Source organism: Lactococcus sp. UBA7128, assembly GCF_002492185.1.
Taxonomy (GTDB): Bacteria; Bacillota; Bacilli; order Lactobacillales; family Streptococcaceae; genus Lactococcus; species Lactococcus muris.
In genome coordinates this window covers 1-15,639 of sequence record NZ_DKXK01000012.1, presented here as the reverse complement: position 1 = coordinate 15,639, position 15,639 = coordinate 1, and the positions used below count along the sequence as shown (strand labels likewise).

Sequence of the window (15,639 nt, the reverse complement as noted above, 5' to 3'; positions counted from 1 at the left end):
TTGACTAAAATAGTATAAAATGATAAAATTTTTGCTTGTTTTTTGTTACAATAGAACGATATGAGTTTTTTTGAATCCGAGAATATCTGACTTTTTCCATCCAACTTCTCTTATTCAATATTTTGGGACTCTTGATTCGAGAAATTAGGAATAGGAGATAGACTTGGAACAAGTAAGGAGCTTAAACAGAATATGAAGAGGAATAAAAGTGAGTAAAAATAAAGCAACAGCAGCTTATATCCATATCCCTTTTTGTTCACATATTTGTTATTACTGTGATTTTGCTAAAGTTTTGATGACGGGCCAACCTGTCGCGGACTATATTGATGAGCTGCTTAAAGAATATGATTCTTATCAAATTACAAGTTTAAAGACGCTCTATGTCGGTGGTGGAACCCCAAGTGTTCTGCCTGCTGACCAGTTAGAAAAGCTCTTAACCCATTTGACGAAAAACTTGGATTTGGGTGAACTTGAAGAATTCACAGTAGAGGCCAATCCTTCTGATTTGACAGATGAAGTTCTTGCTGTGTTGGCAAGCTCACCAGTTAATCGAATTTCCCTTGGCGTACAATCTTTTGATGACAAGTTGCTGAAAAAGATTGGTAGAACGCATACAGAAGCTCAAGTTTACAGAGCTATTGAGCGTTTGAGTGCTGCAGGTTTTGAAAACATCACTATTGATTTAATCTATGGTTTACCCAACCAAACAATGGAGATGGTCGAAAGAGATGTGAAGAAGTTTTTGGATTTGAATCTGCCTCATGTCGCATTGTACAGCTTGATTTTGGAAGACCATACCATATTTATGAATCGTCAACGTCGAGGGCATTTACGTTTGCCTTCTGATGAACGCAATGCAGATATGTATGAGTACATTGTTGATACACTTACATCCAATGGTTATTCTCATTATGAAGTGTCAAACTTTGGAAAAATAGGTTATGAAAGTAAGCATAACTTGACTTACTGGGACAATGCTGAATATTACGGTATCGGAGCCGGAGCCTCAGGGTATTTGGATGGCATCCGCTATAAAAATCACGGTCCGATTCATCATTATTTACGTGAAGAAAACAAAAGAGTCAATGAAGAAATTTTAACACGTAAAGAGATGATTGAAGAAGAGATGTTTCTGGGCTTACGTAAGAAATCAGGAGTCTCTAGGGAGAGATTTCAGGAAAAATTTAAGCAAAAACTTGAAGATGTCTATGGAATGATTATTCAAGACTTGATTGCCCAAAAGTTACTTTTTGAAGCTGAAGGTCGTATTCAAATGACAGAAAAGGGCTTTGAATTAGGGAATGAAGTGTTTGAACGATTTCTTTTAGATTAAGTATGCATTTGAGAAAAAGATTACGTCAATCTATGTTACAATGGTGTGAATGAAGAGTAAAAATAGTAATATGAGAAAAAAACTTACCCCTCTAGCAACTGTTATTATTGCTGGGATTTTTACTGCCTTAGTCTTTATTTTTGGAAATTTGCGTTATCAAGTTCCTGAGGCAGTAGCCACAAATCACAACAAGGAAGAAACAGTAGTTGTAAATAAATTATTGGCAAATAACGAAGTTGATTTAAACAGGTTTGCTGTAGATGTATCTGCCTGGCAACGTCCTGAAGATATTGACTATAATTTGATGAGCCAAGAAATTATTGGAGCTATCGTGCGTGTCCAGACTGGAAAGTCGAGTAAAGACAATGCAGCTGCCTATAAAAATGGTGAAGATAGACAGTTTAAAACACATATAACAGAATTACAAAAACGTGGTGTACCTGTTGCTGTTTATGCATATGTAAATGGGAAAAACATTGAAGAAATGAGGGAACAAGCTCGTTTATTTTATGAACGCGCACATCCTTTTAATCCAACCTACTATTGGCTTGATGTTGAAGAAGTGAGTATGAATAATATGAGCGAGGGAGTTGAAGCCTTCCGTACAGAACTTGAGAAGCTGGGTGTAAAGAATATTGGGATATATGCACAAGATTGGTTCTTAAACGATCACAGGATTGATTCAAGTCATTTTAGCTCCATTTGGATGGCTGACTATGGTAGAAATACCGGTATGTGGGACAGCTCTCCTAAAACAACTTTAAGTTATGATATGCACCAGTTTACAGACCGTGGGCGCCTTTCTAGCTATGGTGGACACTTGGACTTGAACCTGATTCGTACTCAAGAGCAGTATGACAAACTTTTTAGAAATCCTCAATAAAGCAAAGACAAAAGAAAAGCAGACGAAAGTCTCTTTTCTTTATGAGCTTTTAGAAGTAATGAAAAATTGAGCAATATGAATGAGAAAGGTATAAAAATAGGAATAAGAATGGCAAAGAAAAAACAAATAAGACTTAAGGCAAGTGCAGGGATTCTTAGTACAATTGCCATTCTTGGATTAGGTTTCCTCAAGGCAAATCCAGAAATTTTATCCACGGTTTCCGGCATATCTTCTCAGAATCAGCCAAAACAAAGTCAACAACTGAAAAAGTTTAGTAAAGTTGACTTTGGAAGTATTGAGGACAAGGTTCCTACACAGTCACTCGCTCAATCCGTTCTAACGCCCTCGATTAAAAAGAATTTAAAAGGAGCGGTTGCTTATAATGGAGCAGGTGCTTTCATTATAAACGCTAATAAGACAGAGCTTAACGCAAATGTAAACAGTGCGCCATATGTACAGCTGGCGAGTCAAGATAGCTTGGGTCGCCCTAGGCTGGCAAACGCTTTACTGAACAAGAGCAGCCGTCAATATAAAAAACGTACAGAAACATCAGGAGCAGACGGAAAGTCCAATGCAGCAAAAATAAATCCTGTTGGCTGGAAACAACTGATGATTCCAGAAGGTCCGTATACAACGCTTTATAACAGAGGCCACTCCATTGGCTATGCTTTGGCTGGAAACATTAAAAGTTTTGATGCTTCGGAGGCAAACCCTAGAAATATTAGCACTCAAACATCATGGGCTAATCAGTCCAGTAATGGGAATGATGAAAATACAGGGCAAAACTATTATGAGGGTTTAGTGCGTAGAGCGCTAGACAGGAACAAAACGGTACGCTATCGTGTTGAACCACTTTATGAAGGAAATGACTTGGTTCCTTATGGTACACATATGGAAGCAAAATCCAAGGATGGCAGTTTAGAGTTTAATGTTTTTATTCCAAATGTACAACCAGGAGTTCAGATTGATTATTCCACTGGAAAGGGAACGTTGATGCGGTAAGAAGATATAAAAAATGTAGGGACACTGGTGAACGGGTCTCTACATTTTTTATATCTTCTTAAAAAGGAAAAATTAAATTTTATCGTATTGATCTAAGCCATAGCTTTCAATCATTTGGATGAGTTTTTCAGTATAGGCAGGGTCAGTTGCATAACCAGATGTTTGAACGGCTCGAGCAGCTTCTTTGTAATTTTTAGCAGCAAGGACACTCGCATATTGTTGGGGATTCCATGTTGTTCCTTTGGTAAAAAGATAAGCATGTCCTTCTACGGAGTCCTTCCAACTGTCATAAACGCGAAATTGCGCTTTTACAGTAATCCATTGGTTATTTTCAAACTCCTTTGTTTCCAGAGTGACAGTTGGAACGTTACCATAAGCCTTTATCCCAAAAATATTGTAATACTTGGCAGCAAGTCCACTTTGCCCAAAATCACTTTCCAGAGCTGCTTGAGCAAGGGTTAGAGAGGCAAGTACATTATATTTTTTCTGTGATTCTTGAGCGTAAGGAGCAATTGTGCGGATGAAGTTATATTCGGTAGTAGTTTCAACTTGTGTGGCAAGTTCAGTCGTATTTCGATTGTCGCTTGTATGCATGGTTCTGAAAGCCAAAAGAAGCACTGCAATAAACAGAAAAATCAAAAACTGTAAAATAAAACGAAAGAAATTTCGAGGTTTAGAAGAGGTTCTTCGGCGATTTTTATCATATGTCATGGAACTAGTATAACAAAAAAGTAACAATCTGTGTGCAAAGATGCAAAGATATTGTAATCTAAAAAGACTAATAGAGGGGATCTTTTGAATGTAGGACGATGAAAAAGCTAATATTTAGCGGGTGTAGACATTATCTTCCATTTTTTTCCTTAATAGACTGTGTTTCGAACTGTGGAAGAGGGAGAAGCGATGTTAGACGGCGAAGAAGTTCTTGACGGTAGTCAGAGCGCCCCACAATAAGTGTCATCTTACTGAAGATATAACAAGACAGAAGAGTGACTGCAAAATTTGGTAACGTGAGATAAGTTAGAAGAGAAAGGCTCAGAACAATGACATCACCGCTAAATAAAACCTTATCAACCTTGAAGCTCCATTTTTCTTCCAGAATACGCCCCAGAAGTAAAGTTCCGCCAAAAGTTCCTTCAGATATGACAACCAAACCAGCTGCTATTCCGGATAAAAGACCATCAAAGAGACCGGCGAAGATAATATTAGAAAACTGGATTCCCGTGACTCCGGCAGCTTCGAAGATAATCATCCAGATACTCATGGCAGCAGCTCCCGGAATGCTGAGGAGAATTTCTCGTGAAGAGAGGTATTTTCGACCAAAGATAAAGAGAGGAATGTTGACGAGAAGAAAAGTTATAGCGGGATTAATCCCAAAGACAAAGTCCATCAGTACAGAAAAACCGGCGACACCATTGCTGGCCAAGCGGTTGGGAATTACAAAAAGTTGTACAGAGAGGACATAAAGCCCTACCCCGATAAGTAATATCAGTAAATCTCGTATAAAATATTTATCTATTTTCACGTTTAAAAGTGTCATGCTTTCTCCTTAACTGTTCGTTATTTCTAAGATACTTATGAATTTTCGAATAAAATAATTTCATATCAGACTGTAGACAAAATCTTTCTACTAAAGAGTGCTTCTTTCTTGATAGATGAAGTGTCTTTTAGCCCTCTTTGGAGCTGCCAAGAAAGCATTCAACCACAGTTGGGAGCTTTCGCTTCCACGGACGGTCTGTAAGTAAAAACTGTGACATATCCTACCAGTAGAAAACTTTCCTTGCATGCGAGTCTGTTCGTTTTGATCATGTCTTTTGGGCATTAATGTTTAGTTTATTGCCCTTCCGCTGTATTTCTTATTAATTTTAAACGGAGTACCTTGTTTTAGTGTTGTAACCTTTATTATTACATTTGAAACTTAAGCAGAACTGTAATTACGACAGGAGCAGTATTCTCATTGGCTCAGGGCAACTATAAAATCATTTTTATTAAAAACAGGGGAATTTTAATTTTTTAGCTTGATTTAAGCAGTGGAAGATATAATAAAAGCATTCCAAATAATACTCTTTTTTGTAACATCTTTAGACTCTCACCATGGTGGGGATCTTTTTTGTGGTATGAAAATGTAAATTTCATGCTTGGTTTTTTGAAACTTCTCGAAGTCTAGATTTTCTTTTAAAACTGGCAGATACAGCCCTCATTAGTAGCAAGGATACCTTTAAGAGGGGAAGCTCTGTCAGGCTGTGGTATAATTATCAGATGAACTACGAAAATTATATCTGGGATTTGGGCGGAACTTTGCTCAACAATTATGAAAGTTCCAGTCACGCTTTTGCTGCGACGCTTTGGCAAAAGGAAGAACGGGTTGTCTTGCATGATGAGGTTTATGCTGCTCTTAAGGTGTCAACAGCATATGCCATTGAACAATATGCTGGTCATATTCCAGGATTTCTAGCTGCATATAGAAGATTAGAAGCAGAAGGATTAGAGAGGCCAATTTTATTTGAAGGTGCAACGGAGCTTTTGAAAAATATTGTCACTCAAGGCTATAAAAACTTTATGATTTCACATAGAGATAAGCAGGTTATTACTATACTGAACGCAGCACATATTTCTCAGTATTTCACTGAAGTAGTAACAGCAGATGATGGCTTTCCTCGTAAGCCAGCACCAAATTCTATCAATTACCTATTGCAAAAATATAATTTAAATCCGAAGAAAACAGTGATGATTGGGGATCGAGTGTTAGATATCGAAGCTGGACAGGCTGCGGGCGTTGATACGGTTTTCTTTGATCGTCATCAAGAATGTTCATCGGCAACGAAAAATATCAAAAAATTAACAGAGCTTATGGAGTGAAGTAGATTATGTTGAATACCTTTCTTATTTCTAATGAAAAGGCAGTAGGACCTGGTTTTGGCTTATTTGGTGCCGATCATTTATTTGCCTTAGCTTTATTAGCACTTCTCAGTTTTATACTGACGCGTACATATGTCCGAGCGAATGATACTCAGCGAAAAAAACTTCGCTTAGCTATTGCTTCCTTTATTCTCTTAACAGAAATTATTAGAGACCTTATTTTAGTGATGACAAGCCAGTTTGAATATGCCAGCAGCTGCTGTACAGTTTGACTTTGCCCGGAGCAGCTTTTGCCCTTTTAACTCCTAACTGGGTAACAAATAATTTTGTTAACCTTTTCGTATGGCAGAGTTTTCTGATTCATTGTTTGTTAATAACTTATGTTTTGATGCGTTTAATGGCTAAAGAGATTGTTCCTCACTGGCGCAATTTATGGCGTCCTACACTCTTCTTAATGATTGTAGTACCTATCTGTGCGTTCTTCAACCAGATTTGGAACCAAAACTTTTTCTTTCTCAGAATACCGGTTCCTGGTAGTCCACTTGAGCCACTCTATAATATTTTTGGTTATTACTATATTGTAGGACTGATTGTGACTGTCTTAATTTTCTGGACGATTATTTACCTGCCTTGGTCATGGAAAAGCTTTTCAAAAATACATGCTAATTAAGTTGTGTATTTTCTCACGTAGCGAATCAGAAATGGCTTTAGGCTGCTCTTTTTCTATGTTTTTTTATACTGATTATCAATCTTGTATATATCGCGCTATATAGTAAAAAAGAGCAGATTATGCTATAATTATAGACAAGTATTTTCAAAGAAATGAGATTATTTTGAACGAAGAAAATAAAGAACAAATTGAAAAAATGGTCGAAGAATATGATGCCAGTCAGATTCAAGTCCTAGAAGGACTTGAAGCTGTTCGTATGCGTCCTGGGATGTATATTGGTTCAACCTCAAAAGAGGGCTTACATCATTTGGTGTGGGAGATTGTTGATAATTCTATCGATGAAGCACTTGCCGGATTTGCTAGCCATATTGAGGTGTTTATTGAGCCTGATAATTCTATCACAGTTGTGGATGATGGCCGAGGAATTCCTGTAGATATTCAAGAGAAAACAGGTCGTCCAGCTGTTGAAACAGTTTTTACCGTGCTCCATGCTGGAGGTAAGTTTGGTGGTGGCGGCTATAAAGTTTCTGGCGGCTTGCATGGTGTTGGTTCTTCCGTTGTTAATGCCTTATCAACACAGTTAGACGTAACAGTTCATAAGGAAGGGCAAAAGTATTACCAAGAGTATCGCCGTGGTGTAGTTGTGGCAGACTTGGCAGTTATCGGTGAAACAGATAAGCGTGGTACGACTGTTCACTTTACGCCAGACCCAACTATTTTTACTGAGACACAAGTTTTCGATTATGAAAAACTAGTAACACGTGTCCGGGAATTGGCTTTCTTGAACCGAGGGTTACGCATTTCTATCACTGATAAACGTGAAGGACAAGAAGACAAACATGCCATGTTTCACTATGAAGGTGGTATTCAATCTTACGTTTCATTCATTAATGAAAATAAAGAAGTTATTTTTGATACACCTATCTATACAGAGGGGGAACTGGATGGTATCACTGTAGAAGTTGCCATGCAATATACCGGCACCTATCACTCAACAATCATGTCTTTTGCCAATAATATTAATACGCACGAAGGCGGAACTCATGAACAAGGTTTCCGTACAGCTTTAACGCGTGTCATTAATAACTATGCCAAAGCTCAAAAACTCCTCAAAGACAATGAAGAAAATCTGACAGGGGACGATGTACGTGAAGGCTTGACAGCTGTTATTTCCGTGAAACACCCGAATCCACAATTTGAAGGGCAAACCAAAACAAAACTGGGAAATAGTGAAGTGACGGGTATCGTCAATAAACTTTTCTCGGAAGCTCTACAGACGTTCATGTTAGAAAATCCTCAGGTAGCTAAGAAGATTGTTGAAAAGGGTATTCTTGCAAGTAAGGCACGTATTGCAGCTAAGCGTGCGCGGGAGGTAACTCGTAAAAAATCAGGCCTGGAAATTTCTAACCTCCCTGGTAAACTTGCCGACTGCTCATCTAATGATCCTGAACAAACAGAACTTTTTATTGTCGAAGGAGATTCGGCTGGAGGTTCTGCAAAATCTGGACGTAATCGTGAGTTCCAAGCGATTTTACCTATTCGAGGTAAAATCCTAAACGTGGAAAAAGCAACAATGGATAAAATTCTGGCAAATGAAGAAATCCGTTCTCTTTTTACGGCTATGGGTACAGGCTTTGGTGCAGACTATGACTTGTCAAAGGCACGTTATCATAAACTGGTTATTATGACTGATGCTGACGTGGATGGTGCGCATATTCGTACGCTTTTGCTCACACTCTTCTATCGTTATATGCGTCCAGTAGTTGAAGCAGGCTATGTTTATATCGCTCAGCCTCCAATTTATGGAATTAAGGTAGGATCAGAAACAAAAGAATATATCCAGCCTGGTGAGAACCAAGAGCGAGATCTTAAGCTTGCGCTTGAAAAATGGTCGCAAGGACGTGCCAAACCAACAGTACAACGTTATAAAGGTTTAGGAGAAATGGATGATCACCAGCTTTGGGAAACAACTATGGATCCTGATGCGCGTTTGATGGCCCGCGTTTCTGTTGAGGATGCCGCAGAAGCAGACAAGATTTTCGATATGCTTATGGGAGACCGTGTGGAACCACGTCGTGAATTTATTGAGGCGAATGCCCAATACTCAACTATTGATGTATGATAGATTAAAAAATCTGGATTAAAGTAAAAATCAACAAAAAGTGCTTACCCACATGCAGAGCAACTTATGGGTAAGCACTTTTTGTTTTGAACTTTTAGCTTTTTACATGTTCCTTTTCTCTCTTGCCTGGCAAGTTTAGCATTTTTTCTTTAAGATAAGGTACAGTACTGTAACCATAGCCTGATAAAAGAGTGAAAACAGGTATTGCCTGTATTAAATAACGGCTTCTTCCTCCCTCAAATAATAATAAGAACATCATTAATCCAATCATGGCTAGGAGCAACCACATTATCTTGAAATCATATTTTTCTTTTAAAGTTGAAAGCAATATACCTAAAACCATAATAATATATATTATTTGGGAAAAAAATCTATAGACAAAAGTATTTTCTCCGTTTTGATAACCCGGTCCGTTATCATCTGTATAAATGAAACTTCTCAAAAATTCTCCAAATTTTGAATGGATAAAAGGAGAAAGTTTTTCACTGTCATTAAGGTTTGGTTTCACCATAAACCCCGTCCTACCTCCGCCATCAGCTCCCCAAGCATAGGTGCCATCATGTGTATTTTTATAATATTTTCCATATAAAAATTGGACGTATCCCACAACTCCTAACTTCTTAAGCCTCTGTTTGATTACTTCAATATTGACTTGTTTCTTTTCTTTGGCAGTTTTTGCTGATCGTGTAAGGTTCACGTCTGCTTTATTGTACATACCATTTTTAGATAAACCCAGCATCATAAAATGTGTTGAAGGAAATTCTTTATCTTTATCAAAGTGAACAATTGTTTGATGATTTACATATACTTTCAAAGGTGCTGCAAATAGCAAGGCTCCAATGAAAAATACTGCTAAAGGGATGAGCAAGGTTTTTATTTTCGTGCATTTAAGTGCAGAAAGCAGAAAATATGCTATCACAAAAATAATCGCTGAGGGTTTTAAATAATAAGCTACAGCGCTAGAAAAACCAGCTGCTAGTAAATAGGTAAATCTATGTAGAGGTTCGGTATTCTTTTGATCCCACTTGCTCAGAAAGAACATACCTAAAGCAACAAAAGGCAATACAAATGTATCGCTATAGGTATTTAAAAGCCAAGGAGTAAAGCCCAGCGTTGCCATAAATATCAATGTACTGTATCTCGCTGCACGTTTTCCAAATAGTGTTCTCGCTGTGAAGAACGAGATTATTATTGAAAAATCAATTGCTATAATATTTAAGATTTGTAAAGCTGTTAAACTATGAACGGCTTTCATTAATAGGAAAAGTAAAAAATTATTAGGATACATTTGTAAATAGGGTGATTTTTCAATATTTAGATCCCCTACGGCATGATGATAGAGTCCCCAGATGTCATAACCCGCAAGTCCTGAAGCGAATAAAAGGATAATGATTTGAAAGAAGACCATTATTCCAAACAGTGCGAATAAATGATTGGTTAAAAATTCTATAGAAGTAATTCCCCATTTTTTAAGTTCACTTCGCTTTAAATATGCTACGGTCATGATAATCAAGGCAGCTATGAAAATATAGCCTCCATTTTTGGAGAAGACTTTATCTATCGCAAAATTGTCTGATCTCACGGTATTAAAAAGCCAGAGGGCGCTAAATAGAAAGGCTAGTACGAATATCGCTTTATTTATAAACTTGTCGAACTTATCTTTATATACTTTTTTTATCACTTTAATCTCTTTCCTTTTATTTTTGACATTGGCTTTGCTTTTAAGTTATACAGGGTTCAAATAATTGGAGTATGCCCTGTCTGCGCCTTCTTAATAGTCTATCAATTACATGATTTTTAATTCTGTGTACAGTATAGCACAATATTCAGTCATTATCATCTGCTCATTAGCTGTAACATCATATATTTTATAAATGCCTAATCATGCAAATGGAGTAAAGAGCAATCCATTTAAAATCTAGTGTCTGTCATGTATTTATCTGACATTTTGGAGAAGTTATGCTACAGGTAAAAAATTAAAGTCTTTGACTTTAACTGCTGATGTTTTTCACACTCTTGCAAAATATTGCTTCTAGCCAGAAGGGGTGAATTTTTTATATTAGGACTTGAGATACCGCTTTCATTTTGCTATAATAGAATTATCCAGTAGGATACTCCTTATAGTTTTTAGCTCTTTGCTTATGCAAGGAGATTTTTATTTTTACAAAGTGTTTGTTTAGAATAGTCCTCATTTATGGAGGGCTATTTTTTCGCATACATTTTTTTAATGATGGAGTGAAGAAAAGTCTTCCATTGCCAGTATGCTTTCACAAAGAGTAAATTATTGACAATTTATTATAAAGAGAATATAATACTAACAGTATTAAATAATTAATAGTGTTAGAGATGAGGGGTATGGATTACAATCAAGCAGCAGAAACTTTTTTATCTTGTGTAAAAAATCGAAGTAAAACTGAAGTTATGAGCCGTTTTAATAAATACGCGCATGGTGAAAAATTGGTTTTGAGGGAGTTATACAAAAATACGGGCTCACCTGTTTTACCCAGTGATATAGCTAAACAAACCAGTATGAGTACGGCTAGGATAGCGACTATCCTCAACAATCTTGAGGAAAAGGGACTTGTTACACGGGAGATTTCCCGTCTCGACCGTCGGAAAATTTTGGTCGCAATTACAGCCAAAGGGCGAGAAGAAGCAGAACGATCAAGAAAAGAAGCCATCAGTCGTATTGCAAAAATTCTGGAACGAATGGGTGAGGAACGCACCAAAAGCTTTATTGATAATGTCCAACTCTTTTTTGACTTAGCAATGGAAATATTCGAGGAGGAAAATGAAAAAGTATGATTGAGGAACGAGTAAAAGGTCAGCCACTTGATAGGCAGGGGAGTCCTTTTAATCGGGGAATTATTCTTACACTTATTTTGGTAGCCACTTTTGGAGGGATGCTCATGCAAACCTCACTGGGAACAGCGATGCCCACATTAATGAATGATTTTAACGTTTCGTTAGCTACAGGACAGCAGGCCACCACATGGTTTTTATTGGCAAATGGTATTATGATTCCTGTATCTGCCTATTTGGCAACAAAATTTTCAACACGTTGGCTGTATTTAATTGCCTACGCAATCTTGTGGGTAGGGATGTTTGCAGCTTATTCAGCACCCACATCAGCATGGAATGTTTTTCTGGCTGCTCGTATCTTGCAAGCAATCGCTGTTGGGATTTCAATGCCGCTGATGCAGGTTGTTCTAGTCAACATGTTTTCACCAAAACAAATGGGAGCAGTCATGGGAACCATGGGACTTGTTATTGGTCTTGCTCCAGCTATTGGTCCAACCTATGCTGGCTGGATTTTGGATAAAAATCATGTTATTTTAGGCTTTACTTTAGAACAATCATGGCGAACAATTTTTTTAATTCCCATGCTTGTTATCACGATTTGTTGGGTATTGATGCTGATATTTATGCGGGATATCGTACCAAATCGTGATGTAAGTTTGGATTTTCTCTCATTATTAGAGTCAGTTCTTGGCTTTGGTCTTTTTTTATGGGGCTTTACTAACGTTGCGAGTGATGGGTGGGATAACCTTCAAACGGTTATTTTACCAATCATTGCAGGTGTTGCTATTATCGCCATATTTGTGCGCCGCCAATTGCATATGAAAAATCCTTTTTTAGATGTTTCCGTATTTAAAAATAAACAATTTGCTTTAACAACAGTTGTTATGGCGCTTTCGATGATGGCTATGATGGGTGTTGAGATGATGTTGCCTTTGTATATGCAACAAGTGCACGGTCTCTCACCTTTGAGTTCAGGTTTGACACTCTTACCTGGTACCTTGATGATGGGGATTGTGAGTCCACTTGCGGGAGCTGCCTACGACAAGGTGGGAGTTAAACGCTTAGCTCGTGTTGGCTTTACAATTTTAGCTATTGGTACAATACCATTTATATTTTTGACAACAACGACTCCTGAGCATTTTATTACAGTTCTTTATGGTTTACGGATGTTTGGTATTGCCATGGTTATGATGCCTTTAACTGCATCAGCCATGAATGCCTTAGCACGTGAGCAATCTGCGCACGGTACTGCAGCAAACAGTACAGCACGCCAAGTAGCCTCAGCTGTTGTTGTAGCGCTCCTAAGCTCCGTAACTCAAAATATAATTACTCATTCACAACCCGCAGCAAGCTTAAAAGATTCAAATCCACTTGCTTTTGCAGGCGACATGTTGGAGGCGATGCTTAAAGGTTATCATGCATCTTTTGCCCTTGGTTTATCTTTTGCTCTTTTTGGGCTGATTCTTTCATTTTTCCTTCAAGGGCATGTTGCAAAAGGAAAAAAAGAAGTAGGGGGTGTAAAATAGTGATTATCATCTTTATTATTTTATTTGCACTTTCAACTTTTTTTGGATTTATGTATATCAATAAAGAGGTTTGGCGTGCTTTTGTAGGTGGACTCTCTTTGCTTTTACTCACAATATCTGTTATGCTTCTGACACTGCATATCAAAGACAATTGGGGGATGGAAAAAAGAACATCAACAGAGACAAAAATAATCTACACCGCAGGTCCCCTTGATGTTGGATTTGGAATGCTCCTAAAGTCAGAAATTGGTAAAGCTACTCATAACTATGTGCTGGTCTACCGTACAGATGAAAAGGATAAAGAACCGGTCGCTCACTTCCAGCCCGACGAAAAGCATTTGGTTGAAACTTTGAAAAAAACTGCAGACTATAAACGGACAGATGACTCAGAAGCTAAGCTTGTGATAAGAACAGTAAAATGGCAATTTAAAAATAGTTTTATGAGACTTCTTTTTGGTATCGGTAACGAAGAGGGCAAACTTGTTTCTGAACATGCACGTGCTTATGTACCTAAAGATACTTGGCTGGTCTTGACACAAGAAGAAGCGAAAAAACTGCAGGCGGCAGCACCAGCGATGCGAGCAAAATTTGAAGCATTTTTAAAGGCTAATCCAATACAAGCGAGAGAAGTGATGGAACTGCAAAAGAGCAATCCAGAGGAGTTTGCGAAGCTCCAAGTCAGCCAAATAAAAGAGCAGCTTGGCTTTAAAGAATAGCTAGAAAGTCTGGGGACTTCAGACTTTTTTTATTTATGTTATCCGGCAGCATTTGTAACTCAAATGTAATATTTTTGCTCTATAAATACTGTAAAATAGTGAACATAGAAAGGTTGGTATTATAAAAGTGAACTCTGAGAGTAGAAAAAGAATCAGGAACTTGGTGATTGGTGCTCTTCTTACGGCTTTAGGGATTTTGATTCCGATGATTATGCCGGCAAAGATTGTTATTGGGCCAGCTTCATTTACCCTTGCTTCACATGTGCCAGTTATGGCCGCAATGTTCTTTAGCCCTTATTTAACAGCTCTTGTAGCTGTTGGCACAACACTTGGTTTCTTTATTAGTGTCCCGGTTCCCCTTGTTTGGATGCGTGCGGCAACCCACATTGTAGTGATGACTGCCGGCGCTTGGTTCTTGAAAAAGAATCCAGATGTAGTTGACAAAAGAGCTAAACTGCAAGTTTTTAATCTTATTTTGGCCGTTTTCCATGCAGGGTTAGAAGCATTGGTAGTTTTAGCCTTTTACCGTATTGGTTTTGCGGAGTTTAACCCGCAAGCCTTGAATAGCTTGCTTATGCTTGTCTTCTTTGGGGGCATTGTTCATAGCTTTGTTGATTTCAACCTTGCCTTTGGACTATGCAAGATGCTCAATAAAATATATTTTGTTGATGTCTTTAAAAATGCAAAATTAAAATCTTTGGCAGAATAAAGGCAATAAAAGTGTTCGAAAATGAGTACTTTTTGACATAGTCTTCCTCAAATCCATGTGGTATAATTAAGAAGTTATGGAAAAATTATCAGATACGGAAATATACACATGGGAATTTTTAGAAGAAAACAAGTCTAAAGTCCAACTGATGTCGATTACTCAAATTGCGGAAGAGGCACATGTCAGTACAGCAACAATTGTGAGAACGCTCAAAAAAAGAGGCTTTGATGGTTTTGCGGATTTTAAAAACTTTTTAAAACGGAATAAAAATGGAAGTAATGACGAAGAAAACAAAATTCTAGGTCTATCAGACGAGGCAAATCAATATATTTTTAAGAACCTGGTTGAAGTTTCTCGGACGATCGGTTTGCTTAATCCTGCTCAATTAGAAGCCATATCAAAAGCATTGGTTGAAGCGAATATGATTATGACAGTAGCACGTGGTGCAAGTGAAGCTGTGGCAGATGATATGATTCATCGCTTTCAGACTTTAGGCAAAAATGCGATTAGTCGTTATTATGATGATATGGAGATGTACGCTGAAAAACTCACTCAAGCGGATCTGATGCTTATTGTCTCTTCGACTGGTGAAGAAAAAATAATTATTTCAGCAGCTAAAAAAGCAAAGAAAAAAGGAGCCAAGGTAGTAGTGTTTACGAGTAATCATCGTAGTCAGCTGGCTCGGATAAGTGACTATCATCTTTTGGCCTACCAAAGCAAGCTGGAAAAAGAAGAACTTTACGGTGATGCGGGAAGTATTTTGTCTTTGGAAGTTGTATGCCGCATAGTCGTAGATATGTTTACTATTTATAGAGCACAGGGAACCATCAGACAAAAAGAAAGTTCACTATAGCTAGTGTTATAGAAATAAAGCAGGGACCCAAAGTCCAAAATAAATAAAAATCGCTCGAGAAAGGCAAATAGAAATGCTGTGGTTGAGCGATTTTTTTGTCAGCCTTTGCTATTATTAGCTGAATTTTCACTTCTAGCTCAGCTTCTTTTCTCATCAAACACTCATTT

Annotated in this window: 16 protein-coding genes; 12 read left to right on the top strand and 4 right to left on the bottom strand. The window is 37.7% G+C overall.

Translation table 11 applies throughout. From position 1 onward, the window contains the following. The first annotated feature begins 208 nt into the window (after positions 1-208). From hemW to B4H39_RS01345, 3 genes are all read left to right on the top strand, one after another. A complete protein-coding gene (gene hemW, locus B4H39_RS01355; RefSeq protein ID WP_202230376.1) occupies positions 209-1,333 on the top strand; it encodes a radical SAM family heme chaperone HemW in 1,125 nt (374 codons plus the stop codon). A gap of 70 nt (positions 1,334-1,403) precedes the next feature. Further along, positions 1,404-2,216, top strand: coding sequence for a glycoside hydrolase family 25 protein (locus B4H39_RS01350; protein WP_251421781.1), 813 nt, complete (start codon positions 1,404-1,406; stop codon positions 2,214-2,216). Positions 2,217-2,324: 108 nt separating this feature from the next. After that, the gene (locus B4H39_RS01345; RefSeq protein WP_251421784.1) at positions 2,325-3,218 is read left to right on the top strand and encodes a DNA/RNA non-specific endonuclease; all 894 of its coding nucleotides are present in this window, start codon (positions 2,325-2,327) and stop codon (positions 3,216-3,218) included. A 72-nt stretch (positions 3,219-3,290) separates the two neighbouring features. On the opposite strand, the gene B4H39_RS01340 is transcribed toward B4H39_RS01345, so the two are convergent. Then, positions 3,291-3,929: a glycoside hydrolase family 73 protein gene (locus B4H39_RS01340; protein WP_202230373.1), complete on the bottom strand. Its 639-nt coding sequence runs from the start codon at positions 3,927-3,929 to the stop codon at positions 3,291-3,293. Between the two features lie 130 nt (positions 3,930-4,059). After that, positions 4,060-4,755: a YitT family protein gene (locus B4H39_RS01335; protein WP_251421787.1), complete on the bottom strand. Its 696-nt coding sequence runs from the start codon at positions 4,753-4,755 to the stop codon at positions 4,060-4,062. A gap of 719 nt (positions 4,756-5,474) precedes the next feature. Here B4H39_RS01335 and B4H39_RS01330 point away from each other — a divergent pair. From B4H39_RS01330 to gyrB, 4 genes are all read left to right on the top strand, one after another. Then, a complete protein-coding gene (locus B4H39_RS01330; RefSeq protein ID WP_202230371.1) occupies positions 5,475-6,074 on the top strand; it encodes an HAD family hydrolase in 600 nt (199 codons plus the stop codon). Positions 6,075-6,082: 8 nt separating this feature from the next. Further along, the gene (locus tag B4H39_RS01325) at positions 6,083-6,346 is read left to right on the top strand and encodes a hypothetical protein (RefSeq protein WP_251421790.1); all 264 of its coding nucleotides are present in this window, start codon (positions 6,083-6,085) and stop codon (positions 6,344-6,346) included. 2 nt (positions 6,347-6,348) lie between these two features. Then, positions 6,349-6,744, top strand: coding sequence for a YwaF family protein (locus B4H39_RS01320; protein WP_251421793.1), 396 nt, complete (start codon positions 6,349-6,351; stop codon positions 6,742-6,744). Between the two features lie 163 nt (positions 6,745-6,907). After that, positions 6,908-8,866 carry a DNA topoisomerase (ATP-hydrolyzing) subunit B gene (gene gyrB, locus B4H39_RS01315; protein WP_251421796.1) on the top strand — a complete coding sequence of 653 codons (1,959 nt, stop codon included), beginning with the start codon at positions 6,908-6,910 and terminating at the stop codon, positions 8,864-8,866. A 94-nt stretch (positions 8,867-8,960) separates the two neighbouring features. Here gyrB and B4H39_RS01310 read toward each other — a convergent pair whose 3' ends face one another. Continuing rightward, the gene (locus B4H39_RS01310) at positions 8,961-10,547 is read right to left on the bottom strand and encodes a glycosyltransferase family 39 protein (RefSeq protein WP_251421799.1); all 1,587 of its coding nucleotides are present in this window, start codon (positions 10,545-10,547) and stop codon (positions 8,961-8,963) included. A gap of 674 nt (positions 10,548-11,221) precedes the next feature. Here B4H39_RS01310 and B4H39_RS01305 point away from each other — a divergent pair. The 5 genes from B4H39_RS01305 to B4H39_RS01285 all read left to right on the top strand — a co-directional run bounded on the left by B4H39_RS01305 (position 11,222) and on the right by B4H39_RS01285 (position 15,472). Next, a complete protein-coding gene (locus tag B4H39_RS01305) occupies positions 11,222-11,671 on the top strand; it encodes a MarR family winged helix-turn-helix transcriptional regulator (protein WP_202230369.1) in 450 nt (149 codons plus the stop codon). After that, positions 11,668-13,194: an MDR family MFS transporter gene (locus B4H39_RS01300; RefSeq protein WP_251421802.1), complete on the top strand. Its 1,527-nt coding sequence runs from the start codon at positions 11,668-11,670 to the stop codon at positions 13,192-13,194. Before B4H39_RS01305 ends, B4H39_RS01300 begins: the two co-directional genes overlap by 4 nt. Further along, positions 13,194-13,910, top strand: coding sequence for a DUF4811 domain-containing protein (locus B4H39_RS01295; RefSeq protein WP_202230367.1), 717 nt, complete (start codon positions 13,194-13,196; stop codon positions 13,908-13,910). The genes B4H39_RS01300 and B4H39_RS01295 overlap by 1 nt, the downstream gene beginning before the upstream one ends. A 127-nt stretch (positions 13,911-14,037) precedes the next feature. Then, the gene (locus tag B4H39_RS01290; RefSeq protein WP_251421806.1) at positions 14,038-14,619 is read left to right on the top strand and encodes a hypothetical protein; all 582 of its coding nucleotides are present in this window, start codon (positions 14,038-14,040) and stop codon (positions 14,617-14,619) included. 76 nt (positions 14,620-14,695) lie between these two features. Then, positions 14,696-15,472: a MurR/RpiR family transcriptional regulator gene (locus B4H39_RS01285; RefSeq protein ID WP_251421809.1), complete on the top strand. Its 777-nt coding sequence runs from the start codon at positions 14,696-14,698 to the stop codon at positions 15,470-15,472. Here B4H39_RS01285 and B4H39_RS01280 read toward each other — a convergent pair. After that, on the bottom strand, positions 15,447-15,639 hold a 193-nt coding region (locus B4H39_RS01280; protein ID WP_286927474.1), incomplete at its 5' end, for a hypothetical protein. The two genes, B4H39_RS01285 and B4H39_RS01280, sit on opposite strands and share 26 nt — an antisense overlap.

Excerpts from the sequence above, each read along its gene's own strand:
- B4H39_RS01285 (WP_251421809.1), top strand. The coding sequence starts at position 14,696 with ATGGAAAAATTATCAGATACGGAAATATACACATGGGAATTTTTAGAA.
- B4H39_RS01350 (WP_251421781.1), top strand. The coding sequence starts at position 1,404 with ATGAGAAAAAAACTTACCCCTCTAGCAACTGTTATTATTGCTGGGATT.
- B4H39_RS01325 (WP_251421790.1), top strand. The coding sequence starts at position 6,083 with ATGTTGAATACCTTTCTTATTTCTAATGAAAAGGCAGTAGGACCTGGT.
- B4H39_RS01300 (WP_251421802.1), top strand. The coding sequence starts at position 11,668 with ATGATTGAGGAACGAGTAAAAGGTCAGCCACTTGATAGGCAGGGGAGT.
- B4H39_RS01305 (WP_202230369.1), top strand. The coding sequence starts at position 11,222 with ATGGATTACAATCAAGCAGCAGAAACTTTTTTATCTTGTGTAAAAAAT.
- B4H39_RS01340 (WP_202230373.1), bottom strand. The coding sequence starts at position 3,929 with ATGACATATGATAAAAATCGCCGAAGAACCTCTTCTAAACCTCGAAAT.
- B4H39_RS01335 (WP_251421787.1), bottom strand. The coding sequence starts at position 4,755 with ATGACACTTTTAAACGTGAAAATAGATAAATATTTTATACGAGATTTA.
- B4H39_RS01345 (WP_251421784.1), top strand. The coding sequence starts at position 2,325 with ATGGCAAAGAAAAAACAAATAAGACTTAAGGCAAGTGCAGGGATTCTT.
- B4H39_RS01330 (WP_202230371.1), top strand. The coding sequence starts at position 5,475 with ATGAACTACGAAAATTATATCTGGGATTTGGGCGGAACTTTGCTCAAC.